Origin of the sequence: Zymobacter sp. IVIA_12111.31 C1, from assembly GCF_047495495.1 — a bacterium.
Classification (GTDB): Bacteria; Pseudomonadota; Gammaproteobacteria; order Pseudomonadales; family Halomonadaceae; genus Zymobacter.
Genome location: NZ_CP179930.1, coordinates 1052629 through 1079165 on the forward strand (window position 1 = coordinate 1052629; position 26537 = coordinate 1079165).

Genomic DNA, 26537 nt, shown 5'->3' on the forward strand with positions numbered 1-26537 from the left:
TTTTTCTCGTCCTCATATGTTAACGCGGCGATGCCGAAGCGCTCTAACGATATCGCACCCGTTGACATAATACGTATGCTTTCAATGAGATGAAGGTGGGACTGGTTATATGAAACCATTGAAGATCGCTGCTAACGCTGCTGTGGCGTGTCGCTTGGTGACAGATCGACCGATAGTGGCTTTGAGTCAGACTGATTTTACTGATGTTGGTGCTGTGATCCTATCGTGCCAAGAGATTCGTACTGGAATGCTGGGTGTGCTGCTTCGCACAGGGTTTGAGATACCGGCATTCGTGGTTTGTGATGGACAAGCTAAAGACGTGTTACCGGATGGCTGCACTTGGTTATCTCTTGAAGATCCAAGCCATAGTCAACAAATTGAGTTGGCTATACAAGCGTATTATAAGCGGCTGTTGCCTCCGTTTTTCGATACGCTCAGTCACTATGTCAGTATGGGTAATGCATCGTTTGCCTGTCCGGGGCACCAAGGCGGACACTTCTTTCTACGCCACCCTGCTGGGCGACAGTTTCATGATTTTTACGGTGAGCATCTGTTTCGCTCCGATATTTGCAATGCTGACGTTCAGCTGGGTGATCTGCTAATTCATGAAGGTGCAGCATTAGCGGCGCAGAAATATGCGGCGAAGGTTTTCAATGCTGATCAGACTTTTTTTGTCCTCAATGGCACATCTGCTGCTAATAAAGTGGTGACTAATGCGCTATTGGCCCCCAATGATCTGGTGCTATTCGATCGCAACAATCACAAGTCTGTTCATCATGGGGCCTTGATACAGGCGGGGGCAACTCCCATCTATCTGGAAACAGAGCGTAATTCTTACGGCTTTATTGGCGGTATCAATGATCAAGCGCTTAATGAAGCAAATATCCGAGAAAAGATTCGATGCGTAGCGCCAGAGCGAGCGGAGGACGTGCGACCCTTTCGACTTGCCGTAATTCAGTTGGCAACCTATGACGGGACGCTTTATAACGCGCGGCAGGTTGTTCAGCGTATTGGGCATTTGTGCGATTACATCTTGTTTGATTCTGCTTGGGCAGGATATGAGCAGTTCATTGACATCCTTTCCCAGTGTTCGCCGCTTTTGTTGACGCTCACGCCAGATGATCCAGGTATTATCGTTACACAGTCAGTGCACAAACAGTTAGCAGGATTTTCACAGGCATCACAGATACATAAAAAGGATGCTCACTTGAAAGGGCAAGCACGCTATTGCAATCATCGCCGGTTCAATAATGCGTTTATGCTGCATGCCTCAACTAGCCCGTTCTATCCAATATTTGCCGCTCTAGAAGTTAATGCTCGCATACACGAAGGCGCTTGTGGGCGTAGGTTGTGGTATGAGTGCATGATGTTGGGGATTGATGCGCGAAAAGCGTTGCGGGCACGCTGCGCGCAGATTCGACCTTTCATCCCAGACATGATTGATGGGCGTCCATGGGAGGATTATCCGACCGAACAGATTGCGCAGGATGAGCGTTTTTTCGCATGCGTTGCGGGTGCGCAGTGGCATGCGTTTGAAGGGTATGCCAATGGGCAGTATCTTATCGACCCTTGCAAGTTGCTGTTGACAACCCCTGGAGTCGACGCGGTAACAGGCCATTATACTGAGTTTGGCGTGCCTGCAACCCTGTTGGCACACTATCTGCGTTCTCATGGCATTATTCCGGAAAAGACTGATCTGTATTCGATCCTCTTTTTGCTAACACCTGCCGAAAATGAAGACAAGATACACCGCTTGATTGATGCCTTGGTGGCGTTTGAAGAGCATCTGGCAGCGGATTCGCCGCTATGCGAAGTACTACCTCATCTCTGTGATAACTACCGCGAACGCTATCGCGGCTATACGCTGCGTCAGCTGTGTCAGGAAATGCACGATATCAATGTGCGCTATGACATGAAGGCGTTACAGAAGTCGATGTTCCAGGCTGAGTCACTACCCGATATAGCGGTGCTGCCACAGTTGGCCAACCAAGCATTGATACGAGGTAATGTTGAATTGTTGCCGTTGGCCGAGATAAAAGGCCGAGTGGCCGCAGAAGGGGCATTGCCTTATCCGCCGGGCATTCTGTGTGTCGTGCCCGGTGAGGTATGGAGCAACGTTGCATGGGTTTACTTCATGGCCTTGGAAGAAATGGTTAAAAGCTTACCGGGGCTTACGCCAGAGTTGCAGGGTGTAAAGGTCAAGCCGGGTATTACAGATGCCTCGTCTTGTCTGATGGCCTATGTGGTATGCGACCCATCGCAGGTATAGGGTTCATTGTTCTGAGTGCTGCAGCGCATGATGCCTAGCATGGTATTGGGCGTCGTGCGCTGTGTAATTACCTATATTTGTGGATAAGCGCGGGGGCGTGGTCGGTCTAGAGTCGCGAAGGCTCCCTGCAAATGGACGCCTTACCGTTCAGTAATCGGTTTTTAGCATTTGTAAGAAGGCTCGGATGCTGACCATTTCAATGAATTGATAACAAAAAGGCTTGCAATTTAAGGTCAGTTGCGTAGAATGCGCAGCGTTCACGGCGAGACGCCAAGTAGTTAGGCGCTTCACTTGAACTGTGTAGGACCGTAGCTCAGTTGGTTAGAGCGCCACGTTGACATCGTGGAGGTCAGCGGTTCGAATCCGCTCGGTCCTACCAATCTTAGACATATCATGCGTTGATATGTATCAAGAGCGTCGCAGCGGTTTTCGTCGTGTTATGGCGAACTGTCGATCTCTTTGCAGGACCGTAGCTCAGTTGGTTAGAGCGCCACGTTGACATCGTGGAGGTCAGCGGTTCGAATCCGCTCGGTCCTACCAGTTGCCAAACCCCGCTGAGACGATCGGCGGGGTTTTTTGCGTGCGCGTTGCCCAAGCAGTCCGTGTATATGGCCGCAAATAAAGCCCTTTATCAAGCCATGGTGTGCGTCGATAACAGTGGTGGTATCACTGTCACGATTCCGCGCGTTGCCATGTCTGCGGTAGCGTTCTCTATCACTGAAGCCTTGTGGTGTGTAGACCCTATGCGCCATGAGCGCTATCGTTGATAGCTGCATTGTCGTGCTGGTCGTTTCGTTGACCTGCGTGGTGGTTCGGAAACTCGCGGGTAGGGCATGCCTCTGTGCGTGCCTTGCGTTTGCCTAGTCGGCAGCGCTATACGGGGCGGCTTCTGCATCGCGGTCTTCGGTGCGGGCATGTCAATGGTAAAGCTTCCCATTGGACGTGATCGGTGATGCGTAAAGCAGTGCAGCGCCGAGGTAGTGCCTGACGGCCTACGCTCGATACACTCCCTGAATTTCAAGTGCGAACGGCAGCCTTATGACTTCGACATTGGCGGATACGTCTTCCCAGCAGAACGGCACCAGCGTTTATGGTGACTACATCAAGTCTGTGATCCGTACGGTACGTGACTGGCCGACTCCCGGCGTCAATTTCCGTGATATCACGCCGCTGCTGCAGAACAGCGCAGCCTTCCGCAAGCTGATCGACAGCTTTGTGCATCGTTATCAGGAACTCAATATCGACGCGATCGCCGCTATCGACGCGCGCGGTTTCATCATCGGGGCCCCTCTGGCTTACGAAATGGGGTGCAGTTTCGTTCCTGTACGCAAGAAAGGTAAACTGCCTTTCAAAACCATCAGTGAAACCTACAAGCTGGAATACGGCGAAGCGACCGTCGAGCTGAATTCCGACGCCTTCAAAAAAGGTGATCGCATTGTCGTGGTAGACGATCTGATCGCGACGGGTGGCACCATGCTGGCAGCAGCCAAGCTCATTGAGCGTACGGGTGGGGAAGTCGTCGAAACGGCGGCCATCATCGACCTGCCTGAGCTGGGTGGCTCACGTCATATCCGCGAAGCCGGTCATAACGTCTTCGCCGTCTGTTCCTTTACCGAATCGGAGTAAACCGTATCATGGCAAGCAGCGAGCGATATCAGCGCTACTTCAAGGTCTCTTGGGATCGCCTTCAGAACGATATCCGGGAACTCTGCAAGGACCTTGAGGGTCGCACGTTCAAAGGCATCATTGCCATCGCACGTGGGGGCCTGATTCCCACGGGGCTGTTCGCCCAAGAAATGGGGCTGCGCAATATCGATACCCTTTGCGTGCAGAGCTACGATGCCATGTCGCAGCGTGAAGGCGTTACGGTCGATAAGGGCGTTGATCATGACGGCGAAGGCTGGTTGCTGATTGATGACCTCGTGGATACCGGCAAGACGGCACGTATTGTACGTGAGCTGCTGCCCAAAGCGCTGTTCATCACCGTGTATGCTAAGCCGGAAGGGCGTCCTCTGGTTGATCGTTTCCATACGGAAGTGTCCCAGGATACGTGGGTGGTCTTCCCGTGGGAGCCGAACCCGCCGGCAGACGCTTGAGCGTGACGTTCAAAGCGCAAGAAGAAAGCAGTGGGTCATTGGAGGAGTGCATGACAACATCGGTATTGCCTGACGACTGGAATGCAGAGCTGGGGCAAGAATTTGAAGCACCTTATATGCAGAAGCTCAAGGCGTTTCTGCGGACGCGTAAGGATGCTCACCGCGTCATCTATCCCCATTCGTCCAACTGGTTTCGTGCTTTCCAGCTTACTCCGCTGGAGCAAGTTAAGGTCGTGATACTGGGCCAAGACCCGTATCATGGGCCCGGCCAGGCCCACGGGCTGTGCTTCTCGGTACGGCCCGGTGTGGCAACGCCGCCGTCGCTGGTCAATATTTATAAGGAACTGGCGGCAGATGATGTGCCTTTCCAACCAGTGAACCACGGTTTTCTGGAAAGCTGGGCGCAGCAGGGCATTATGATGCTCAACAGTGTGTTGACCGTTGAGCAAGGGCAGGCAGGTTCACACCGCAATCAAGGGTGGGAAACCTTTACCGATCGAGCAATCGAAGTCATCAATCGTCGTTGCCCGCATGTCGTGTTCCTGCTGTGGGGCAGCTACGCTCAGAAGAAAGCCGCCTTTGTGGATCGTCAGCGCCATCTGGTGCTGCATGCACCTCACCCGTCGCCGTTGGCGGCACACCGCGGTTTCTTTGGCTGTCGGCACTTTTCGCAGGCCAATCAGTTCTTGGTGGCGAAAGGGATGGCACCCATTGAATGGCAGCTGCCTTCCCACGTCGAGCCGATGGCACACTGAATGCCTTCAACGGCCAATGATATGGTCCTTACTGTCATTGGCCGCACCATGATGCCTCGGCATCATCGTTATTCATCACGTTAGACTATCTGTCGAGAGAACCCTATGGCCGTTTATGCGATCGACCACCCTCTGGTAAAACACAAAGTGGGCCTGATGCGCTCTGCCAATCTGAGCACCAAGCTCTTCCGCGAACTGGCGAGTGAAGTCGCCGAGCTGCTGACCTATGAAGCAACGCGGGGTCTTGAGCTTGAGAAACGGACGATCGAGGGCTGGTCGGGTGAGCCGCTGCTCGTCGACAAGATCAAAGGCAAGAAAGTCACGATTGTACCGATCCTGCGTGCCGGCATTGGCATGATGGACGGTGTGACCAACCTGATCCCCAGTGCACGTATCAGCGTTGTGGGCCTGTACCGCAATGAAGAAACGCTTGAGCCGGTACCGTACTTCGAGAAATTCGTAAGTCAGCTGGACGAGCGCCTTGCGCTGATCATCGACCCGATGTTGGCGACCGGTGGTTCTGTCATCGCGACTATCGACATGCTGAAGAAGCATAAATGTCGCGAGATCAAGGTCATCGTTCTGGTTGCTGCACCAGAAGGGATCAAGCGCGTTCAGGATGCGCACCCGGATGTAGACATCTATGCGGCCTCCGTCGATGACGGCCTGAACGAGCACGGCTATATCGTGCCGGGTCTGGGCGATGCGGGTGATAAGCTGTTCGGTACGCGCTAAGCCTTACCGAAAGCCCAATGTTATCGCAGATACCCGCCATGACACTCTGTCATGGCGGGTATCGTCGTTTTGGCGATGTCGATATGGCGTTAGAGTTGCGATAGACATATGGCAGCATTCGGTAACGAAGGGTGAGCATCTCCATGCAGCGCTAACCGAAATCGCACGTAATGGTCTGAATATTGCAGGGTATTTGTCAGATGATGTGCGCCGTTTCGCGTACAGTGCCTATCATATTGTTCACTGTATAAATACGGATCGACTCGAATTTGTGCTGAGACGGTGGTAGACCCCTTCGATATTCCTTAAAGGCCATGATGACAATGAAACTGGCGCAGACCTTGGCGTTTTCCTCTTTCTTGCTGGGCACCTTACCAGCAGTCAGTTCTTCAGTAATGGCGGCGATATTGCCCGCAGTAGAAGCACGCCATGCCATGGTGGTCAGTGCACAGGCGCTGGCTGCTCAAGTGGGTGCGGATATCCTCAAACAGGGCGGCAATGCGATTGATGCTGCCGTTGCCGTAGGCTATGCCGAAGCGGTTGTGAATCCTTGCTGCGGCAACATCGGCGGCGGTGGCTTCATGACGCTCCACCTTGCTGATGGGCGTGATCTGTTCGTCGACTTTCGTGAAACCGCTCCGGCGGCCGCTTCCGCAGATATGTACCTGACGCCGGAAGGCAATGTGCGCAAAGGGGAGAGCATGTACGGCTATCGTGCCGTAGGCGTGCCGGGAACGGTCAAAGGACTGACGCTGGTACACCGACAGTTTGGGCGGTTGACGCGCCAGCAGGTGATGGCACCTGCGATTAAGCTGGCGCGTGAAGGGTTCATTCTGACGCGTGCTGATACTGATATCATGGATGCCAAGGTTGATCTGTTCCGTAAGAATGCCGAAACCGCGCGTATTTTCCTGCGCCCGGATGGCTCTGCATGGCAGCCGGGGGATCGCTTCGTTCAGCGCGATTTAGCGCACACCCTGCAGGCCATCGCGGCGAAAGGGGATGAGGCGTTCTATCAGGGCCGCATTCCCGCCGCCATTGCCGCCGCTTCGCGCCAGCATGGTGGGCTGCTGACCGAAAGCGATTTTGCACGCTATGAAGCGAAGATGCGGACACCGCTGAGCTGCGATTACCGGGGCTACAAAGTGATTTCTGCTCCGCCGCCCAGTTCGGGAGGTGTCACGCTGTGCGAGACCTTGAACATCATGGAAGGCTATGACCTGACCAAAAGCGGTTTTAACAGCGCGGCGACGCTTCATGTGATGACTGAGGCGCTGCGCCGTGCTTACGCTGACCGCAACACCTATCTGGGCGATCCCGACTTCATTGATAATCCGATCAGCCATCTTCTCGATAAACACTATGCCGCCACGCTGCGGGCATCCATCACCGATCGTGCCACACCCTCTGCTGATATCCGTCCGCCAGCCGATTTGCCTGAGCGTCCCGAAACTACGCACTATTCCGTCATGGATGAAGCAGGCAATGCCGTATCCACGACATTTACTATCAACGGGCGTTTCGGCTCGGGCGTCATCGCGCCGGGAACAGGTTTTCTGCTGAACGATGAGATGGATGACTTTACCGTTAAAGTCGGTGAGCAGAACTCGTATGGTCTGGTGCAAGGGGACCGCAATGCCATCGCGCCGAATAAGCGTCCGCTGTCGTCGATGGCTCCCACCATTGTGACCTATAAAGGGCAGGTCTATATGGTGGTCGGGACGCCCGGTGGTTCTCGCATTATCACGACCGTATTGCAGACTATCTCCAATGTGATCGACCATCACATGTCGCTTCAGGAAGCCGTGGATGCACCGCGTATTCATCATCAGTGGTGGCCGGATCGTATCTTCTACGAAACGAGAGGGCTTTCTGCAGACACGCAGGCCGTGTTGAAGGCGCAGGGCTATACGCTTCAGGAACAAACACCTTGGAGCGGCGTGGCGGCGATCATGAAAGGGCTGCCTGACATCAGCGAACAGTCGGTTGAATCATCAGGTAATGATGGTGTGCTGTCGGGTAAAGTGCGTGCCGGGTATGTCTACGGTAGCAATGATGCGCGTCGCCCGGCGGGGGCTGCCAAAGGCTTCTAGTGCGGTCGTGATGAACGCTCTGCCTTGGCGTGCGGCGTTGCAGGTAGGCAGGGCGTTTGAGCATCGCGATCGTACTTGGAGCGTCAGCGCTTCATGTGAATTGACGGGCGCTGGCAGTGCAGACAAGGACCGGCTCGTCCTTCAAAAGAGCCGGTCAGGCGTGGGTGACGTCGAACAGGTCCAGATGCACAAAGCCTACCGTCACGCCGTTATCGAACAACCAGTGCTTCAAGGCATGCAGCAAGCGGTGACGTAGGTCGTCGATGTCGCGCTCGGTAGCATCGGCAAGACGATCGTCCAGCCAGTCCAGCACGCCGTCTTCATCCAGTTCGATGCCCGGTGGCGGATCAATGACCGTGCGCCCTACGCGTTGCCAGCCATTGAGATCGCTGCGCAGCGGTACGATCACTGTCAGAGCATGGCGGGTACGGCGACGTACGCCCTGACGCTGAGCCTGTTGCTGTTCCATCAAGCGCGGCGTGAGCGTCAGCGTCTTGTGCAGCTGGATGTGCTGGCCGTTCCACTGCAGCCATTCGCCATCAACGGGGCAATGTTCGCCTTGGATCCCCATGGCGTTGGCCAATGTCAGGTGAGCTTGCTGGTGCTCCAGAGTGCCGTGCACCGGCAGCAGATGCTGCGGTTCGACCCATGTGTAGAACGTGCGTAACTCATCCTGTGCGGGATGGCCCGAGGCGTGCAGGGTGGGGATGTGCTGTTCATCAAGGACATTGATGTCGCGTAGGCGTAGTGCCTTGCATACGGCTCCGATCGCTTCTTCGTTGCCAGGGATGATCTTGGACGAGAAGATGACGCCATCGCCCGGCTCAAGGTCAAGGTCACGGTGCCGCTGTTGGGCCATGCGGGCCACGGCGGCCTGCGGTTCGCCCTGACTGCCCGTCGCCAGTACCAAGACTTCTTCTTTGGGCAGGTAGCCGACGTCTTTCATGGGAACGGGCGTCGGAAAGTCGGTGAGGTAGCCCAGTACGCGAGCAATCTGAATCATGCGCTGCATGGCGCGGCCCGCGATAGCGATGCGGCGACCGCAGGCCTGCGCGGCCTGTGCCGTTGCGTGGATGCGGGCCAAATTACTGGCAAAACAGCTGACGACCACCCGCCCTTTGCATTGTGCGATGGTGTCCTTTAGCGTCTCAGCAACGACGGCCTCGCTAATGGAATGCCCCGGTTCCATCGCGTTGGTGGAGTCGCCTACGACCAGTGATATGGGGGCCAAAGCGCGGAAGGCTTCCTCGCTGCTGGCCGGCCCGAGCAGCGGCGCAGGGTCGATCTTCCAGTCGCCGGTGTGCAGTACGCGGTGCGCCGGCGTGGTTAGCAGCAGCGCACAGCTTTCGGGAATGGAGTGGGTGACCGGCAGCGAGCGCAGGGTGAATTCACCTGCTTCGAAGGCTTCGCCAGGCTGGAATGTCTTGATGGCATGCGTCGAAAGACCGCGCTCCGAGAAGCGATAGCGCAGCATGGCGGCGACTAATGGCGTGGCCCATATCGCGCATCCCCAGTGCGGCCAGAGCCATGTAATGGCACCGATATGATCTTCGTGGCCGTGCGTGATGACGAGCGCGTCAGGCGTGATGCCTTCCTTGACAAGAGGCGCGATATCCGGCATCTGAACAGGGGTGCCCGGTAGGTCCTGTCGCAGTGCCATACCGCAGTCGATAGCCACCCAGGACGACGCATGGCCGTAGAGCGTCAGGTTCATGCCTATTTCGCCGCAGCCTCCCAGAAAGAGGATATCGAGCGGTGGGCGTTGACGTGGACGTATCTGTACCTGAGGTCGGTTCATTGTGCTGTCTATCGGCAAAGGGTGTTCCAATATACCTGACTCGGCAGGTTCCGGCAGCATTGATTGCCCGTACGCAAGTGCGGAGATATTCGTTACACTTTACGTAAGGTCGCCAGAAGCAACGGCTTATTGAAGCATTGCTCCTTGCGCAACATCAATGTCATGGATCGTTGATCCCGTTTATTTCGCAGGCCTTGTTCATCATGTCTCATACCTATCGCTTGATCGTTTCCTGTCCTGACCGTGTGGGTATCGTTGCGCGCGTTTCTGGTTTCATTGCCGAGCACGGCGGCTCTATTCTCGAAGCGGCCCAGCACTCTGATGTCATCGAAAACCGTTTCTTCATGCGCTACGAAATTGCATTCGAGTGCGATGCTGAGCGTATTCGTCAGGGCTTTGCCCCCATTGCCGAAGAGTTCGGTATGAAGTGGCGTTTGCATGACGTGGCTGAACGCCCGCGCGTTGTCGTGATGGTTTCCAAGATGGCACACTGCTTGGTCGACCTGCTGTATCAGAATGCGACAGGTGAACTGCCGGGCGATATCGTGGCTGTTATTTCCAACCATGACGACCTGCGCGGAATGACGGAATGGCATGATATTCCCTTCCATCACGTGGCAGTGGACAAAGACAACAAGCAGCCTGCTTTCGACGAAGTCGCTGAACTGGTCGACAGCTACAACTGCGATACACTGGTGCTAGCACGCTACATGCAGATCCTGCCGCCTGTGCTGTGTGAACGCTATCGTGGCCGAGTCATCAATATTCATCATAGCTTCTTGCCGTCCTTCGTGGGTGCGCGTCCCTATCACCAAGCCTACGATCGTGGTGTCAAACTGATCGGGGCTACCTGTCATTACGTTACGGAAGTGCTGGATGCGGGCCCAATCATCGAACAGGACATTCAGCGTGTAACGCATACCTGCCTGCCGGATGACCTCGTCCGTTTGGGGCGCGATGTCGAACGCCGTGTGCTGACGCGCGGTCTGCATTGGCACCTCGAAGACCGCGTACTGTTAAACGGTAATCGTACGGTTGTATTTAGCTAATACCCTTACGTTTGCTGTTGCGAGTCACGCAAGGTAAAAGAAGAAAAGGCGCCACTGTGGAATGTTTTGCAGTGGCGCCTTTTCTGTCTTTGCTTGATGCTGACACGGCCGCGCCGACGTGGCTCGAAGCTCGAAAAATGACGCGTATCACTGACCCAACCTTCTTTTATTCCTCTCCCATAATATCTACCCGTGCATATCGCCTAATGGTCGACGGCCTAAAGCTATTCTTCTTTTGTCGGTCCGAATCTCGTTCGTACAACATGTTCAACTGAGAAACTCTCTGTCGATGGAGGATCTGGTGGGCAGTGGACAGGCTATAGCTGATGATTGAGGGTCATTACTTGCTTCGTTATGGTGCGGAGCGTGATATGTCATGCGTGCAGCAACGCCAGTGGTTATGTGGCCGCTTCGTGAGCGAAAGAAAGACGGTACATGGATTGGCGATTGAGCTAATGGGCCATGCCTGTCTCTATTCCTATATAAAGAAGGTAAAAGGACTGAAAATGGCCGACGTCTTTTGTTGAGCCAGTTGACCTTAGTTTTCTCAGTAATGCAGCAATCTTTATTTATATATAGGTAAATAATAAAAGCGTTTATGAAATGACGACTAGTGCCTGGCCGTCTCCTATGTGCTGCCCGTAGGGAACAGCGATAGCTGATGGGGATCTTCCTGTTCCGCTAAGCGTACTCCCACGCCTAACAGTCTCACCGGGCGGCTGCGGCGTTGCCAGGCCTGCTCGAACAGTTCGCGAAAGCGGCTATCGGTCATCTGGTGATCCAGCGTTTCCATGGTTGTGTGGGTGAAGTCGTCAAAGCGAATCTTAACGAAGAGCTTGCGCAGACGAGGAGAGCCGTGATGAGCGACGCGCTCTTGCAGGCGTATGATCAATGTCTGAAGTGCTTGCCAGCAGTCATCTTGCCCGACGATATCCTGAGGATAGGTAGTTTCGACGCTGATAGATTTGCGGACGTGTACGCTTTCCACTGGGCGCTCATCTATTCCCCGGGCAAGTTCGTAGAGGCGCTGACCGAAGCGCCCAAATCGATCCAGCAATGTGGACAGCGACACCTCGCGCAACTGCAAGCAGGTGGTAATGCCCATGTCTTCAAGGCGACCGCGAGTGCTGGGGCCTACGCCCGGCAGATACCGAACGTCAAGTGCTGCGATGAAGTCATCGCATTCGCTGGGGGTAAGCACGAACAGGCCGTCGGGCTTTCGCCAATCGCTGGCGATCTTGGCGAGAAAGCGGTTGGGAGCAACTCCCACCGATACCGTAATACCGGTGCGGGCTTTGATCGTGTGTTTCAGCCATTGCGCCATCCAGGTGCCGCTTCCCTTGAAGCGCTCGACGTCGCTGATGTCCAGATAGGCTTCATCGAGCGACAGCGGTTCGACGATATCGGTGAGCTCGTGGAAGATGGCCTGGATCTCGCGTGACACGGCACGGTAGCGGGGAAAGTCTGGGCGGATGACCTTGAGCTGAGGGCATAGGCGCAGGGCGTGAGCGGTCGGCATGGCAGAGCGGACACCGTAGCGACGGGCGACATAATTGCTGGTGGCGATAACGCCGCGCTGGTCGGCCTGGCCGCCGACGGCAATGGGCACGTTGGCCAATGAAGGGTTGTCGCGCATTTCCACGGCAGCATAAAAACAGTCACAGTCGACATGCAGTATTTTTCTCATGATGACCACGGTTTTTTAAAAGGTAGTGTATATATAACCAGTATCCGGTAATAGCGGTATCATGGCAAGACGCTTTGACGAGGGCGTAGGGGAAAAAAGTTATAATAAGGTATCGAGTAGTAAGTTTCTGTGATTGCCGTTGTGGCTGGATATCGAATCAGGGAAAGTAAGTGGTTATGCGTTCCTTGATGAAAATAGATCAATGTTGGACTGATGCTCAAAAAGTGAGGATGGAATTTCAAAAAAGTACAACCGGGATTTTGTCAGGATTTTGAAAAATGCATTAAGAGAAGCTATTCTTGATTGCATGCAGGAGATTCCTGTCATAAATTTGGGAAGTACACTAGGCGAAGTCAGAAATTATGCTGTATACTTCTCCTCGCCCTGAACGAAGTTGCAGATATACGTACCGCATGTTGGTGTCATTACGTACATTGATATGAAGGCTACTTTGCTTCTCTGCCCTATCGTTCGACAAGATTCTGATAAGTGAATGGTCCCCTTTTTCTGGAGTAACGCTATGTCCCTGCTTACTGATTACACGCTTAAACAGCAACAGATCGAACAACTCAAAACTGAACTGCAGAAACTCGAACAGGACGAACGTCTTAAAAACGAGATCGAGTTCAAAAACCGTCTTGAAGCACTGATGAAAGACTACGGTAAAAGCGCTCGCGACGTTATCGCTACGCTGGATCCGCGTGGTGAAGTTGCTAACCGCGAAGCAACCAAAGGCGGCAAAGCGGCAGGCACTCGTCGCAAACGTAAACTGAAAGTCTACAGCAACCCGCACAATGGTGAAGTCATCGAAACTCGCGGTGGCAACCACAAGCAGCTGAAAGAATGGAAAGAGCAGTACGGCAGCGACGTTGTCGAAAGCTGGCTGCAGAGCTGATTACCTGTTTAAGGTAATTCCCGCTCAAAAAGAGACCCTGCATTGCAGGGTCTCTTTTTTTATGCAATATCACTACGCCTCGTTTCATCGGTGGGGCGTTCTATTCAACGCGCTGCTATTACGTTTTACCTGACACGATAACATAGCGTTATGCTATTTATGCATCAGAGGGATGATAAGCGCTATTTAATCTGTATCGATCATTAACGATACCCACGGACTTACGTCTATGCTTTGCGTATGACAGATCTACAGGGTGTGTTGTGTAGTGGTGCAATTGAGGCAACGCATGTGCCATTAACATAAGAGAAGGCTAAGGTTATGGTGATATGTGCATAGGAGATCTAAATTCGCAGTGCCTCGCCACGTTTCTTGACATATCTCAAGATAAATCAGCCCGTCCATATGTCGCTTCTGGCCTTTAGCGCTTATTGCTTGCCTAGTTATCGTTGTGGCATGCATTTTCCTGCGCTTTCAATTAATGCTTAAATTCTTGCACATTCCTTTTCCATGTACCATTCACCGTTGCTTAATAGCGTTCCATCCATAGGTATCTCCACAGGCCTTTCTCTTAAAGATGATGATGGGGTGTGCAATAGTGCGCCATGAGACGGTGCCCCTTGGGGATGCCCACTTAAAAGGGAAGGGCGCCGTTATTAGCGTGGATTATGTGCGCAGTTGTTTTGAACGGTGTCGATAGCCTGCATGTGAGGGCGTATGGCAGATACCACAGGTAAAGTTGTTGCTGGGTTGATAGGCGGCGCTGATATAACGGGCCTGGCAGCGGTGGCAGGGTGTGAGTTGCAGTATCTGGCTGCGGCAGAAACGCAGCAGTGTCCATGCGCGCGCCATGCTTAATAGCGTCTCGCTGTCGTCGAAGCAGGCCAGCTCTGACAGATAGTGGCGATAGGCGGCAGTCAAACGCTCGGGTGCGGTCAGTCTGGTCCTCATCAGGTCGACATAGAGGTTGGCGAACAGCGAGGCGTGAATGTTGGGACGCCATTGCAGGAACCAGTCGGCTGAGAAGGGCAGTACGCCTCTGGGCGGGCGTTGGCCCGTATGCTCAATGTACATGCGGCGCAGCATGGTGGCGCTCAACCCCGTTTCCAGCGCAATGATGCTGACCGGGGTATTCAGCTCGACGAACTGTAGGGCCACCTGTGTCTGGTGACAACGGTGTAGCAGGCTCATGTCGCGTCTCCCCACAGTGCATCAAGTGTCGCATTCTTGCCGTGTTCATGGTGGCGTTGAGAGGCTTTCAGAATGGCGGCGTGAGCACGGTGCGCATCCACCAAGTGAGCAGGGGCCTGCAGCCGTTGCCGGAGTTGATCGGCGTTGGTCATGGTGAAATCGCACAGCATGCGGTGTGTATTGCTGAGATTGACCAGCTGATGGCTATCAAGCGAGACCAATAGATCAGCGATCTCTTCACTGACATTGAAGACATAGCGTGCCTTCAGTGGATCGGTAAGCAGCTGGTGCTGCAGCATGGAAAGGTAATGAAAATTAAATGAAATAATCTCGTGCTGTACCGACATGGGCATGGCATGTGGCTCCTTTCTTATGGTGCGAGATGGTGGCATGCCATAAAAATGGCATGCTGACAGTCGGTCTTTCTGTTCATGCCTCCAAGGGTGATATGCTAGCGTTGAGTCTATGAACCTAGGGGCGAGCTGCCTCGTTGAGAGCGGCTTTCCAGATAGTGCGTTGATGGTTAAGGAATACCCTGCTTGTGATGTCATCATTACCGAGTTTGTCCCCCCTCCCTTTTATATTCGTCCGCCACGGTGAAACGTTTTACAATTTTGAAAAACGCGTGGCAGGAAGCCGCAACGTACCGCTGACTCCGAAAGGGGAAGCGCAGGCCTTGAATGCGCGTCAGGTGCTCACGGATATCGCTGATCCCTTCGTGGTTTCCAGTACGCTGGATAGGGCGATCAAGACGGCACGCATTGCGATGCCGGATCATGAGCCGGTGACGCTGGCGGGGTTGTGCGAGCGCGACTGGGGTCCCTTGCAAGGCAACGCTATTCCGGACCAGATGCCGTACGTTGAAGCGGTCGATGGTGTCGAATCATGGGAAGATTTTCAGACGCGTGTCATCAACGCCATTAATGAGGCGCAACGGCTGGCACAAGGGCGTCCTGTCATCATCTTTGCGCATGCGGGCGTGTTTCGCGTGGTGAGGATGGCAACGCAAGGGCATCTTGAAGGCAAACGCCTCCCCAATGCGTCACCGGTCAAGCTGCTGCCTGCTGGTGATACATGGGAAATGATTCCCCTGCAGCCCGAAGACTGGGCGTGAGGTTTTGTCGGTGCCTATGAGCCCTACTGTATTCATCGGGTACCGATGTCTAGCCTGTGGGATCGGAAATGTTCTACGCTGAATGTCGAGCGTGAACTTACAGGCTGAATGCTGTCAGAGCGTATGAAGGCGCTTATTCTCAAGGTACGCAAGGAGGTGTTCCATGACGATCAAGAAAGTCGGTTCTGCACACTGGGCGGGTAACATCAAGGAAGGTAAAGGTGCAGTGTCCACTGAAAGTGGTGCGCTGAAGGATCAGCCGTATGGGTTCAATACGCGCTTCGAAGGCAAGCCGGGGACCAACCCTGAAGAGCTGTTGGGTGCTGCCCATGCGGGGTGCTTCTCGATGGCGTTGTCGCTGATGCTGGGCAATGAAGGCCTGACGCCCGACAGCATCGACACCAAGGCTACCGTCTCGCTCGACAAAAAAGGGGATGGTTTCGCTATTACTGCGGTGCATCTGGACGTTGAAGCACGCATTCCGGGCACCGATGCCGCTACCTTCGAGCGCATTGCCACTCAAGCCAAAGAAGGCTGTCCGGTATCGCAGCTGTTCGACACGACGATCACTATGTCGGCGCGCTTGGTCAACTGATCCACTGCGTGGCCGTATCTGTAAGCCCTCTCGCCATATACTGGTGAGGGGGCTTCGTCTATCTGGAAGGTTGGTTTACTGGAGCGCACGCGGGGCGCTATTCGACATCAAGAGGCTGGCGGCGAGTAGGGGCAGGCCATGCGTGATCTAGCAGGACGATGTCTTCGGGCGTCAGGGTGATATCCAATGCGGCTACATTGTCATCAATATGATCTGGGTGAACGGCTTTGGGGATCGCAATGACGCTGCGCTGGTCGTGCTGTTCGCGGATTACCCATGCCAGCAGGATCTGCTGAGGTGTCACGCCGTGGCGTTGGGCGACGTCTACGACGGCTGATGAGCTCATCAGATGCTGACGCAGTCGGCCACCCTGTGCCAGCGGGCAGTATGCCATCATGGGCAGGCGGCGTTCTCGCAGCAGCGGCAGTAGGCGGTATTCGACACCGCGAGACCCGAGGTGGTAGAGCACCTGATCAGTCTGGCACAGTGCGCCATTGTCATGTTGCCACCACGCTTCCATCTCCAGATCGTCTAGATTGGAGACGCCGTATCCCTTAATTTTGCCCGCTTGTTGAAGGTGCATGAATCCTTCAATGATCTCATCGGTTGGCGTGTTGGAGCCCCAGTGAAGCAGATAGCAGTCGATTGCGTCGATATTCAGGCGACGCAGGCTGCGATCGCAGGCCTTGATCATCTCCTTGCGCGATGCGTTGTGTGGGTAGACCTTGCTGACGATAAAAGCCTCGTCTCGGCGGCCCTTCAAGGCGGCGCCTACCACTTCTTCCGCACCGCCTTCACCGTACATTTCTGCCGTATCAATCAGTGTCAGCCCGCGGTCCAGTCCATGCTGCAGTGCCGCGATCTCGGCCTTTCGCTGTGAGGGGTCTTCGCCCATCTTCCATGTGCCTTGTCCGATGGCGGGTAATATCGTGCCGTCGGGCCATTGAAGGGTAATGGATGCCATGCGCCTCTCCTTGCGATGTCGCTATAGACTGTCTTTATCATCGGACATGAGCCGAGCGAGCTCAAGTTGTCATTGGCGTGGGTTTATATTGCTGTCAATGAGATTCATTCGGTATTATTTCAATTTTTATAGGAAATTATTGGCATATTATGCTTGCCATTAAAGTATAACGACAACAAAATGCTTTGTGTTCGTGGTAGTGTAAAAGGGTGTCCTTGAGAAAGGACCTGCCTATCAATTACCCACAGCGATACCTGGCGCCTGATGAAGGCGGTGGACAGGGGAGAACACAATGACCACGGCGGACGCAGCCATTCCTTCGACAACGTTCAAGACGCTCGGCAAGCAGGACGTGCGCGTACTGGGCCTAGCAGCGCTGGGCGGTGCGCTGGAGTTTTACGACTTCATTGTCTTCGTCTATCTGTCCAGCATTGTGGAGCAGCTGTTCTTTCCTGAAGACATGCCGGTGTGGCTGCGCACACTGCAGACCTTTGGCATCTTTGCAATTGGCTATCTGATCCGGCCGCTGGGTGGGGGCATCATGGCGCATTTCGGCGACTTGATTGGTCGCAAAGCGCTGTTCATGGTCAGCATTCTGTTGATGGCCGTTCCTACACTGCTGATCGGCATGTTGCCGACCTATGCGTCGTGGGGAATCGCAGCACCGTTGCTGTTATTGCTGTTGCGGGTATGCCAAGGGGTGGCCTTTGCCGGTGAAGGGCCGGGTGCCACTACCTTCGTGGCGGAGCACGTGCCGCGCCAGCATATCGGCCTGGCGGGTGGCGCCTTGGCCTGTGGCTTCATGGTTGGGCTGCTGTTGGGCGTTTCGGTGTCTTATGCCTGTCGCCACTTCTTTTCGGAAGCCTCTCAGTTGAGCTTTGCATGGCGTCTGCCGTTCCTGCTGGGCGGGGTATTGGGCTTCGTCGCGCTCTGGGTGCGTCGTCAGCTGCATGAAACGCCTGTATTCGAGCAGATGCGGGCTCGCCGTGCTCAGAGCAGTGCGCTGCCTATCGGCATTGTGCTGAAAGATCACCGCCGTACCGCGTTGACACTGATGCTGGCAGCGTTCGTACAGTCCTGCCTGTTCATCTCGGTCGTGTTGTTGACGCCGGTGCTGTTGCCGCGCATTGCTGGCGTTTCCGAAATCGGCATGCTGAAAGTCAGCATCATGGTCGTGGTCATGACCGCACTGGGCTGCCTGATCGGAGGCTGTTTGTCGGATCGCTTTACCGAGCCGAAGACATGGGTCGCGTTCTGCGCCTTGGGTGGCGGGTGCTTCGCACTGCTGCAGGTGTTGACGATAAAAGGGGGGCTTTTGGAAACCCAGTGGCTATTCTGGGTACTGTATGGCGCGAGCGGCTTTTTGCTGGCGCTGACGGGGATCGTTTCAGCAATGGCGGCAAAGATGTTTCCTGCCGAAGTGCGCTTTTCGGGTGTTTCCTTTTCAACCAACTCTGCCTATGCCTTGTCGGGTGGGATTACGCCGCTGCTGCTGACAACGGGCATTCACTACAGCCCTTGGGCCATTATGGTGTACGTGTTGCTGCTTGCTGCGGTAGGGAGTGTGTTAGGCGTCACGTTGATGGGAGGCCGCATGCCGCGCTATCTGTAATTATCTAACGCGGTAATGGTGGTCGCATGCCAACCTGAACAGATGAAACGCCCGTCTCTTGTGAGGCGGGCGTTTTCGTTGGCGAGACGAAGAGGAAGGGTGTCATTGCGCTGTGGAAGAGCGACCGCACGTTGGCAGTGAGTCATAGAGCCTTTACTCGATCAGTGGCTGGGGTTAGGTGTGGTTAGCAATTTCAGTCGATGAGAACGGTATATTCCACTGATTTCAACTTTATTGACATAATATGCCAATGAGTCGCGTTTTTATGCTTCAAATTGATGTAAAAACGCAATGACCTGCTATCTTGTATCGTGATACTTTTGTTGAATAGTGCGATGTAGAACATGAGTGGCATTAAATGCCTGCTTTGTTCATGTTTCGGCAATAATTCTTATAGATGGGTGCGTCCATGACAACTGCGACAACAATAGAGGCTGAGGCAAAAACGCCTGATGAAACACGCCGACTCAGTGCCGAGGACGCCAAGATTCTGGGGCTGTCTGCACTGGGCGGTGCGCTTGAGTTTTACGACTTCGTCATTTATGTCTTTTTTGCATCGGCGGTACAGACGCTGTTCTTCCCGGCTAACATGCCGGGCTGGCTGAGTATGCTGCAGACCTTTGGTATCTTCGCCATGGGGTATCTGGCGCGCCCGCTGGGTGGCATCGTGATGGCACACTTCGGTGACATGATCGGCCGCAAGAAAATGTTCATGTTCAGCATTCTGCTGATGGCGTTGCCGACACTCCTTATTGGGCTGTTGCCGACCTATGCCACGATTGGTTATGCCGCACCGGTATTGTTGCTGATCTTTCGAGTGTGCCAAGGGGCGGCCATCGGTGGCGAAGCACCCGGAGCGTGGGTATTCGTGGCCGAACATGCGCCGAAGCGTCATGTAGCGTTGGCTTGCGGTGCACTGTCGTGTGGGTTGGTGTTCGGCATCCTGATGGGCTCGATCGTAGTGGTGATCTGCGATGCGATCTACTCGCATGCGGACCAGATAACCTTGGGGATCTGGCGCTATCCTTTCCTGTTGGGCGGTGTATTGGGGTTGGTCACGTTGTGGTTGCGTCGCTATCTTCAGGAAACGCCGGTATTCGCACGTATTCAGGCACGCAAGGGAGCAGACAAGCGTCTGCCGTTGAAAGAAGTGCTGGCCAAGCACGGCAAGGCGGTCGGGTTGTCGATGTTGGTTACGTGGATGCTGACCGGGGTCGTGGTTGTTATTTTGTTGATGTTGCCGAACATGCTGCCGCGCCTCACGCATACATTGAGCGATGGCACCATGCACTTGGCTAACATGGTGGCCATTATCATGACCTGTATCGGGTGCTTGATGTCGGGCTTTATGGCTGACCGTGTGGGCGAAGGACGAGCGCTGGCCACGTTCAGCGTGGGGGTGGCCGTCACCTTTACCGCGTTCTATGCTACGGCCATGTCGGGCTACAGTGACACCCTGCTGTTCGTGACCTATGCCTTGACCGGTTTCTTCGTTGGAATAATCGGCGTTATTCCTGCGTTGATCGTGCGCATCTTCCCGGCTGAAATTCGTTTCAGCGGCGTATCGTTCTCCTATAACGTGGCCTATGCGGTATTCGGCGGCGCCACCCCGATTCTGTTGACCATGGCCATCACCAAAATGACGTGGGCACCGGTAGTGTACATCTGTGCACTGAGCCTTATGGGTATCGTGATTGGTGCCGTACTGACTCGACAGGGCGTTCGTCGCTACATCTGAGGCATGGCGCTATATAGGGCCACCCCCTCTTGCGTTATTGCCGTAGTATGAGCGCGCTTATCCTTTGGATAAGCGCGTTTTTTATGTGTCTATATGTATGTGTGTGCCGTGGTATGTACCGTGTGTGCTGCACGGTCATTTTCTGTTTCCGAGAGCGCTGAGCCGCTTATGCTGTTCTACGATCGGAGCGCCGTATTTAGAGACTGTTTCATAACCTGAGTGATTACTTTTGCCCTTTCGACAATAGACGGTTTCTACCGCAATGTGTGGTTTGAAGTCCCTTCAACGACATAGGTATTGGGGTTATGAAACATGCTCCTAACATGACCTCTCCCATCTGATCATCGGCGGCATGCTGGCCGCACTGATCGGTATGGCACGCTGTTCTGTTAGCCGCATCGTGAGCTATCGGCATGCTGTAGTGATTGCCGTTTCCCCATCGTGTTTTGCATCGTCAATGAGCCCCGTTACTTCTCGGTCGCGTTTCTCCTCTTTTTAAAGAATACCCATCGTCGGTGCTGTGCAGACAGGCATGTAAGCGCCGTTAGGCTCTCTCTTATTCTGCGGTCTTCCTTCACGCCAGCGGCCTTTCCATCACACCGTTGAGTGAGATTATTGAACACTTGCTTAAGGGCATGACGCCTTTGGGCGGCATTGCGGGCGGTGAGACAACTCGGCTTGAAGCAAGATGCCCTTTTGTTCTTATACTGTCCTAAGAAAAGATACGCTGTGGTCGAGCGGGAGTGCTCGGCCTGTTCTTATTCGCCATCCCTTAGGACAATTAGGACAGGAGCTGTCATGGACGTGACGCTGAAAGGTAAGAACGCGCTAGTAACGGGTGGAAATCGTGGCATCGGGGCGCAGGTGGTTCATGCACTGGCCGCCGCAGGGGCCAATGTCGCCATGCATTGTCGTACGCCCCACGAAGGAGCCGAAGCGATGGCGGCCGAGCTGTCCGAGCAGTATGGCGTCACAGTGCGCGAAATTGTCGGTGACTTTTCCGATCCCGCCAGCATTACCCAAGTGTTCGAGCAGTTCGACACGCTGTTTCCGCAGATCGATATTCTGGTCAACAATGCTGGCTACGAGAATACCTATGCGCTGGAAGAGCTACCGCTGGAAGCTTGGCAGGGGTTGCTGCAGGTCAACCTGACCGCACCATTCCAGTGTGCACAGCAGGCCGCGCTGCGGATGAAGAAGAGTGGCGGCGGGGTGATCATCAATATGCAGTCGATCCACGATGAAGTGATGCGCAAGGGGGTATCTCACTACAGCGTTGCCAAAGCGGGGCTGAAAATGCTGACGCGCGCCGCTGGGGTCGAGTGGGGCGAATATGGCATTCGCGTGGTCGGGGTTAGCCCGGGGGCGATCGAAACCGATATCAACCGTGACGATATCGAAAAGACCGGGCGTGATAAGTACCACGCATGGATTCCTGCCGGCTTCGTCGGCGTTACCGATGACATTGCGGATCCGATCGTTTTTCTCTGTTCCGAACATGCGCGCTATATCACCGCCACGACGCTTTACATCGACGGTGGCTACAGCCAGAACGTAGTGCGCTACGACGAGCGCAAAGACCACGCGGTTGATGAATAGCCCTTTCTGAGCCTGATCGTTGTTCCCTCAAACCGAGTGGCATTATCGCGCTCGGTTTTTTCGTGGCGATGTTAAGCTATGGGAACGTGGCTAATGTGTTGTTACCGGATTGCGATGACAATGTGGGTGTGACCGCTATGCCATCTTCGGTTTCCTTCCCTTCGGCAGCAGGTGCCTATGTTTTCGGTTATTCATGCCAACCATATCGAGGATTTGCGCGATCTGGCGCTGTCGCTGGTCGAACGCGAGCCGCTTTCACCGCTGGAAGACGATGTCTTTCTGGTGCAGTCCAAGGGGATGGCGCAGTGGCTGCGCATCTGCATCGCCGAGCGGGAAGGGGTTGCGGCATCGCTGGCTTTTCCGCTGCCGTCGGAATTCATCTGGCAGGCCTATCGCGCCGTGCTGGGGGATGCAATTCCCAAACGCTCACCGTTCGATCGTAAGGCGCTGGTGTGGCGCTTGATGCGCCTGCTACCGCAGCTGGTCGATGAGCCCGTATTTGCGCCGTTGGCGACCTATCTGCGTCGCCATGAGCATGTCAGCGACACGACTTCGCATCAGCGTCTTCACCAGCTGGCCGAGCGTCTCGCCGATCTGTACGACCAGTATTTGCTGTACCGCCCCGACTGGATGGCAGCGTGGGCATCCGATCGTACCGAGCAAACGGCTATTCGACTGGATGACGACCAGCGCTGGCAGCCGGTGCTGTGGCGCATGCTGCTCAATGACGTTACCCCGGAAGAACGTACCTTTCACCGTGCGTGGGCGCACCGCCGCTTCCGCGAGCGGGCGGCTGAGCTGACCGAGCGGCCGGCCGGCATTCCTCGTCGCATCTTCATCTTCGGTATTTCCAGCCTGCCGTGGCAGATTCTGGAGGCGTTGCAGGCCATCGCTTCGGTGACCGACATCTACCTGTTGGTAACCAACCCGTGTCGGTTCTACTGGGGCGATATTGTAGGCGAGCGCGAGGCACTGCGGCGCGAGACCCGGGCGCTGGCACGTGCGCGCCATCAGCCGCATCCTGAGCTGGAATCGCTTGCGCCCGATGAGCTGCACCTGCGTGCCAATCCGCTATTGGCGGGGTGGGGCGCACAGGGACGCGATTTCATTGCGGCACTCTATGAGTTCGAAACCGAGCAGGGTTTCGATCTCGATCACGATATCTTCCTAGACTGGGCTTCCGGGCCCGATGCGTCACTGTTGCAGCAGCTTCAGCAGGATATTTTGGATATGGCGCATCCGCGTGAGCGGTTGGACACCGGCCATGGCCCGCGTTTGTTGGCACTGGATGACACCTCGGTGCAGTTCGTGTCGGCGCATTCACCGCTGCGTGAAGTCGAGATCCTGCGTGACCAACTGCTGGCGGCGTTCGAGCAAGATTTGACGCTGAAACCGCGTGATATCGTGGTGATGGTGCCGGAGATCGACCGCTATGCGCCGCTGATCGACGCGGTGTTCGGTCAGTACGACCGTTCCGATGCTCGCTGGATGCCTTATAGCATTGCCGACCGCAGAGCCTCGCGGTCTCACCCTCTGCTGGTGTGTGCCCTGCAGTTGCTTGATCTGCCCGAACGGCGGCTGACGGTCAGTGAGCTGCTGGACTGGCTGGACATTCCGGCCTTCCGTCATCGCTTTGGTATCGACGCCAGTGCGCTGCCGCGTATCGCGCGCTGGGTGACGGGCAGTGGTGTGCGTTGGGGGTTGAATGAGGCCCATCGCGAGCTGTTGGGACTTCCTGCGCTCGCCAACAACACCTGGCGTTTTGGGCTAGAGCGAATGTTGCTGGGTTACGCCGTGGGCGGTGAAAGCCAGGCCGCAGGCGAGGCCTTTGCCGACATTGAGCCATACGATGAGATTCAAGGGCTGGATGCCGAGTTGGTCGGGCGTCTGATTGATGTGACCGATACCCTTGACCGCTTTGCCGAGCAGATGGCCGAACCATGCCCGCCAACCCAGTGGGCAGAGCGGCTGGCACACCTTTACGATGCCGTGTTTGCACCGCGCACGGCAGAAGAATTCGATATCCGTCAGCGCCTGACGCGTGCCGTGTACGATTGGTTGGATCAGTGCGACAGCGCGAGTTTCGGTGAACCGATAGCGCTGTGCATCGTGCGTGCCGCGCTGAGCGATATCATTGACGACGACGGTCTAGCACCACGCTTTCTGGGCGGTAGCATCAACTTCGCTACGCTGATGCCGATGCGTGCCATTCCGTTCCGCTACACCTGGCTGCTGGGCATGAATGACGGCGACTATCCGCGTACGCGCCCAGCGCAGGACTTCGACCTGATGGCGGTCTACCCGCAACCGGGGGATCGCTCGCGGCGCGATGATGATCGCTACCTGATGCTGGAGGCGTTGCTGGCAACGCGTACACGCCTGACCTGTTCGTGGGTCGGACAGGACCAGCGCGGGGGAAGCCCGCGTTCGCCGTCGATCCTGATCAGCGAGTTGCGCGATGCGATCGCGCAGGGCTGGCGTTTGCCCGGTGATGCTGAGCATCCCTATGAACCGGATACGGGCGAGCATGTGCTTGACTGGCTGACTCAGCAGCACCCACTTCAGCCGTTCTCGCACCGCTATCTGGAAGGCCGCGAACCACAGCTGTACACCTATGACGAGCACTGGGCCGCGGCACTGAACGTGGCACGTCAGCCGTTGCCGCCGAAGGAAGCGCATACGTTGCCACCTGCACCGCTGGCCGATAGCCAACTGTCACAGGACGGACTGCTGCGCTTACTGCGTTCACCCTCCACGCTGTGTCTGGCGGCACGGCTGAGCGTTCACTACCGCGAGCCAGAGGTGGATGAGGAAGACGCCGAGCCCTTCACACTGGACAATCTTCAGGTTTTCGACTTCAAGCGGCGCTTGTTGGAAGGGGCGCGAGCGGGAGAGCCACTTGAGACGGCCGTCGCCAGAATGCAGCGGGCAGGGCAACTGCCACTGCTGGGGTTCGGCGATGCGCTGGTGCGCGGCATGCTGCCGCGACTGGCCGTACAGCTCGACCGCTGGCAGCAGGTACAGCAGGGGTTGGTGACGCTGGAGCGTCAGCTGCTGCGCTGGTCGTGGCAGGACGCTCTTGGGCAGACACGCTGGCTTGAGGCGGTGTTGGAAGGACTTCAGCAAGATGAAGACGGGCAGCTGCACTGCTGGCAGATCGCGCCAGCCCACTATGGCGACGTATTCTCACGCCAAGGGCTGCCCGTACTGCAGAAACCGCATCGCCTGTTCGAGAACGAAGTGAAAGCGCTGCTGGCCAGCCTAGCGACAGGGCGGTCAGTGCGCCCCGGCTGGGTGTTCGAAGACCGTGTGCTGCGCTTGCCTGCCATTACCCCGTTGGCTGCCGAACAGCAATTGATCGAGTGGCTTGCCGTGATGGAAGAGGGCTGGCAGCGGCCACTGCCGGTGGATCGCTCGTTGGCGTTTACCTACCTCGATGGCAGCGCGCCCGAGCAGGATACGCTGGCGGCGGATGACCCACTCTGGCAGCCGTGCCGCGATCGCTATGAAGAAGAGACTTTCTTGGGCGATCAACGCCGTGCGCCGCTGCGCGATCAGCATCCGGTGCTGGGCGAGCTGTGGCCGACCTTTGATGATCTGCTGGTCGATGGATTTGCACCGCTGAGCCGTCGCCTGTACGGCCCGCTGGTCGCGCGTCTGGCCGATGCCGAGCAGCATCTGTAAGCGGCCACGCCCTTAATTCGCTATCCCTGAAAGAACAAAGGAACTGCTGTTGATGACCGCCACTTCCCCCTTGCGCTTGATCGTCGGTATTTCGGGTGCCTCCGGCATCTGCTACGGCGTGCGTCTGCTGGAGCGCCTGCAGGCACTGCCCATCGAATCTCACTTGGTTATGTCGTCGGCGGCCAAACAGACCCTGGCGCTGGAAACTGATCTGAGTGTGGCTGAGGTCGAAGCGCTGGCTGACGTCGTGCATCACGAACGCTCGATCGGGGCCTCGATCGCCAGCGGTTCATTCCGCACTATGGGCATGGTGGTGGCACCTTGCTCAATGCGTTCGATGTCCGATATCGCCGCAGGGACGACGTCCACGCTGTTGACCCGCGCCGCGGATGTGGTGCTGAAGGAGCGCCGCCGCCTGGTACTGATGGTGCGTGAAACGCCACTGCATACCGGTCATCTGCGCCATATGACCCAGCTGTCTGAACTGGGGGCGATCATTGCGCCACCGGTGCCCAGCTTCTATGCACGTCCCGAAACGCTGGATGACATGATCGATCATACCGTCGGGCGTATGCTCGACCTATTCGATCTGGATGTGCCCGGCGTTCATCGCTGGAATCCGCGCGGCTGAGGCCGTGCTGCTCCTTTATCTACTGCCGAGGC

At 55.7% G+C, this 26537-nt stretch carries 21 protein-coding genes and 2 tRNA genes; 18 read left to right on the forward strand and 5 right to left on the reverse strand.

Annotated elements, in window-relative coordinates; all coding sequences use genetic code 11:
• Nucleotides 1-109: 109 nt before the first annotated feature.
• The 9 genes from speC (at nt 110) to ggt (ending at nt 7948) form a co-directional block, all read left to right on the forward strand.
• The gene (speC, locus tag ACMHYW_RS04725) at nt 110-2269 is read left to right on the forward strand and encodes an ornithine decarboxylase (protein WP_414501106.1); all 2160 of its coding nucleotides are present in this window, start codon (nt 110-112) and stop codon (nt 2267-2269) included.
• A gap of 302 nt (nt 2270-2571) precedes the next feature.
• Nucleotides 2572-2648: transfer RNA gene (locus ACMHYW_RS04730), tRNA-Val, on the forward strand.
• Nucleotides 2649-2732: 84 nt separating this feature from the next.
• Nucleotides 2733-2809: transfer RNA gene (locus ACMHYW_RS04735), tRNA-Val, on the forward strand.
• 68 nt (nt 2810-2877) lie between these two features.
• Complete coding sequence (locus tag ACMHYW_RS04740) at nt 2878-3036, forward strand: hypothetical protein (protein ID WP_414501107.1); 159 nt, start codon at nt 2878-2880, stop codon at nt 3034-3036.
• Between the two features lie 271 nt (nt 3037-3307).
• Nucleotides 3308-3895, forward strand: coding sequence for an adenine phosphoribosyltransferase (locus tag ACMHYW_RS04745; RefSeq protein ID WP_414501108.1), 588 nt, complete (start codon nt 3308-3310; stop codon nt 3893-3895).
• Nucleotides 3896-3903: 8 nt separating this feature from the next.
• Nucleotides 3904-4365, forward strand: coding sequence for a xanthine phosphoribosyltransferase (gene gpt, locus ACMHYW_RS04750; protein ID WP_038279428.1), 462 nt, complete (start codon nt 3904-3906; stop codon nt 4363-4365).
• Between the two features lie 50 nt (nt 4366-4415).
• Nucleotides 4416-5120, forward strand: coding sequence for a uracil-DNA glycosylase (gene ung, locus ACMHYW_RS04755; RefSeq protein WP_414501109.1), 705 nt, complete (start codon nt 4416-4418; stop codon nt 5118-5120).
• A gap of 105 nt (nt 5121-5225) precedes the next feature.
• Nucleotides 5226-5855 carry a uracil phosphoribosyltransferase gene (upp, locus tag ACMHYW_RS04760; RefSeq protein ID WP_027706087.1) on the forward strand — a complete coding sequence of 210 codons (630 nt, stop codon included), beginning with the start codon at nt 5226-5228 and terminating at the stop codon, nt 5853-5855.
• Nucleotides 5856-6178: 323 nt separating this feature from the next.
• A complete protein-coding gene (gene ggt, locus ACMHYW_RS04765; RefSeq protein ID WP_414501110.1) occupies nt 6179-7948 on the forward strand; it encodes a gamma-glutamyltransferase in 1770 nt (589 codons plus the stop codon).
• Nucleotides 7949-8102: 154 nt separating this feature from the next.
• On the opposite strand, the gene ACMHYW_RS04770 is transcribed toward ggt, so the two are convergent.
• On the reverse strand, nt 8103-9746 hold the full coding sequence (locus ACMHYW_RS04770; RefSeq protein WP_414501111.1) for a ribonuclease J: 1644 nt from the start codon (nt 9744-9746) through the stop codon (nt 8103-8105).
• A gap of 203 nt (nt 9747-9949) precedes the next feature.
• On the opposite strand from ACMHYW_RS04770, the gene purU reads away from it, so the two are divergent.
• Nucleotides 9950-10795: a formyltetrahydrofolate deformylase gene (gene purU, locus ACMHYW_RS04775; protein ID WP_414501112.1), complete on the forward strand. Its 846-nt coding sequence runs from the start codon at nt 9950-9952 to the stop codon at nt 10793-10795.
• A gap of 628 nt (nt 10796-11423) precedes the next feature.
• Here the strand turns inward: purU and dinB are convergent.
• Nucleotides 11424-12482 (reverse strand): DNA polymerase IV, encoded by a 1059-nt coding sequence (dinB, locus tag ACMHYW_RS04780; protein ID WP_414501113.1) that lies wholly within the window; start codon nt 12480-12482, stop codon nt 11424-11426.
• 520 nt (nt 12483-13002) lie between these two features.
• Between dinB and ACMHYW_RS04785 the strand changes: the two genes are divergently transcribed.
• Nucleotides 13003-13377, forward strand: coding sequence for a histone-like nucleoid-structuring protein, MvaT/MvaU family (locus ACMHYW_RS04785; RefSeq protein ID WP_027706092.1), 375 nt, complete (start codon nt 13003-13005; stop codon nt 13375-13377).
• A gap of 666 nt (nt 13378-14043) precedes the next feature.
• Here ACMHYW_RS04785 and ACMHYW_RS04790 read toward each other — a convergent pair.
• Together ACMHYW_RS04790 and ACMHYW_RS04795 are read right to left on the reverse strand one after the other, a co-directional pair.
• Nucleotides 14044-14568 carry a FlhC family transcriptional regulator gene (locus ACMHYW_RS04790; protein WP_414501114.1) on the reverse strand — a complete coding sequence of 175 codons (525 nt, stop codon included), beginning with the start codon at nt 14566-14568 and terminating at the stop codon, nt 14044-14046.
• On the reverse strand, nt 14565-14921 hold the full coding sequence (locus ACMHYW_RS04795) for a flagellar transcriptional regulator FlhD (RefSeq protein WP_414501115.1): 357 nt from the start codon (nt 14919-14921) through the stop codon (nt 14565-14567). Before ACMHYW_RS04795 ends, ACMHYW_RS04790 begins: the two co-directional genes overlap by 4 nt.
• 272 nt (nt 14922-15193) lie before the next feature.
• On the opposite strand from ACMHYW_RS04795, the gene ACMHYW_RS04800 reads away from it, so the two are divergent.
• Both ACMHYW_RS04800 and ACMHYW_RS04805 read left to right on the forward strand, forming a co-directional pair.
• A complete protein-coding gene (locus ACMHYW_RS04800) occupies nt 15194-15682 on the forward strand; it encodes a histidine phosphatase family protein (RefSeq protein ID WP_414501116.1) in 489 nt (162 codons plus the stop codon).
• 163 nt (nt 15683-15845) lie between these two features.
• Complete coding sequence (locus tag ACMHYW_RS04805) at nt 15846-16277, forward strand: OsmC family protein (protein ID WP_027706095.1); 432 nt, start codon at nt 15846-15848, stop codon at nt 16275-16277.
• Nucleotides 16278-16374: 97 nt separating this feature from the next.
• Here the strand turns inward: ACMHYW_RS04805 and ACMHYW_RS04810 are convergent, their stop codons facing one another.
• On the reverse strand, nt 16375-17241 hold the full coding sequence (locus ACMHYW_RS04810) for an aldo/keto reductase (protein ID WP_414501117.1): 867 nt from the start codon (nt 17239-17241) through the stop codon (nt 16375-16377).
• A 292-nt stretch (nt 17242-17533) separates the two neighbouring features.
• On the opposite strand from ACMHYW_RS04810, the gene ACMHYW_RS04815 reads away from it, so the two are divergent.
• The 5 genes from ACMHYW_RS04815 to ACMHYW_RS04835 all read left to right on the forward strand — a co-directional run bounded on the left by ACMHYW_RS04815 (nt 17534) and on the right by ACMHYW_RS04835 (nt 26505).
• Entirely contained in the window at nt 17534-18853 is a 1320-nt protein-coding gene (locus tag ACMHYW_RS04815; RefSeq protein ID WP_414501118.1) for an MFS transporter, read from the forward strand.
• A 409-nt stretch (nt 18854-19262) separates the two neighbouring features.
• Nucleotides 19263-20591 carry an MFS transporter gene (locus ACMHYW_RS04820; RefSeq protein ID WP_414501119.1) on the forward strand — a complete coding sequence of 443 codons (1329 nt, stop codon included), beginning with the start codon at nt 19263-19265 and terminating at the stop codon, nt 20589-20591.
• Between the two features lie 798 nt (nt 20592-21389).
• A complete protein-coding gene (locus ACMHYW_RS04825; protein WP_414501120.1) occupies nt 21390-22190 on the forward strand; it encodes an SDR family NAD(P)-dependent oxidoreductase in 801 nt (266 codons plus the stop codon).
• Between the two features lie 177 nt (nt 22191-22367).
• Nucleotides 22368-25874 carry an exodeoxyribonuclease V subunit gamma gene (gene recC / locus ACMHYW_RS04830; RefSeq protein ID WP_414501121.1) on the forward strand — a complete coding sequence of 1169 codons (3507 nt, stop codon included), beginning with the start codon at nt 22368-22370 and terminating at the stop codon, nt 25872-25874.
• A 52-nt stretch (nt 25875-25926) separates the two neighbouring features.
• Entirely contained in the window at nt 25927-26505 is a 579-nt protein-coding gene (locus ACMHYW_RS04835; protein ID WP_414501122.1) for a UbiX family flavin prenyltransferase, read from the forward strand.
• Nucleotides 26506-26537 lie beyond the last annotated feature (32 nt).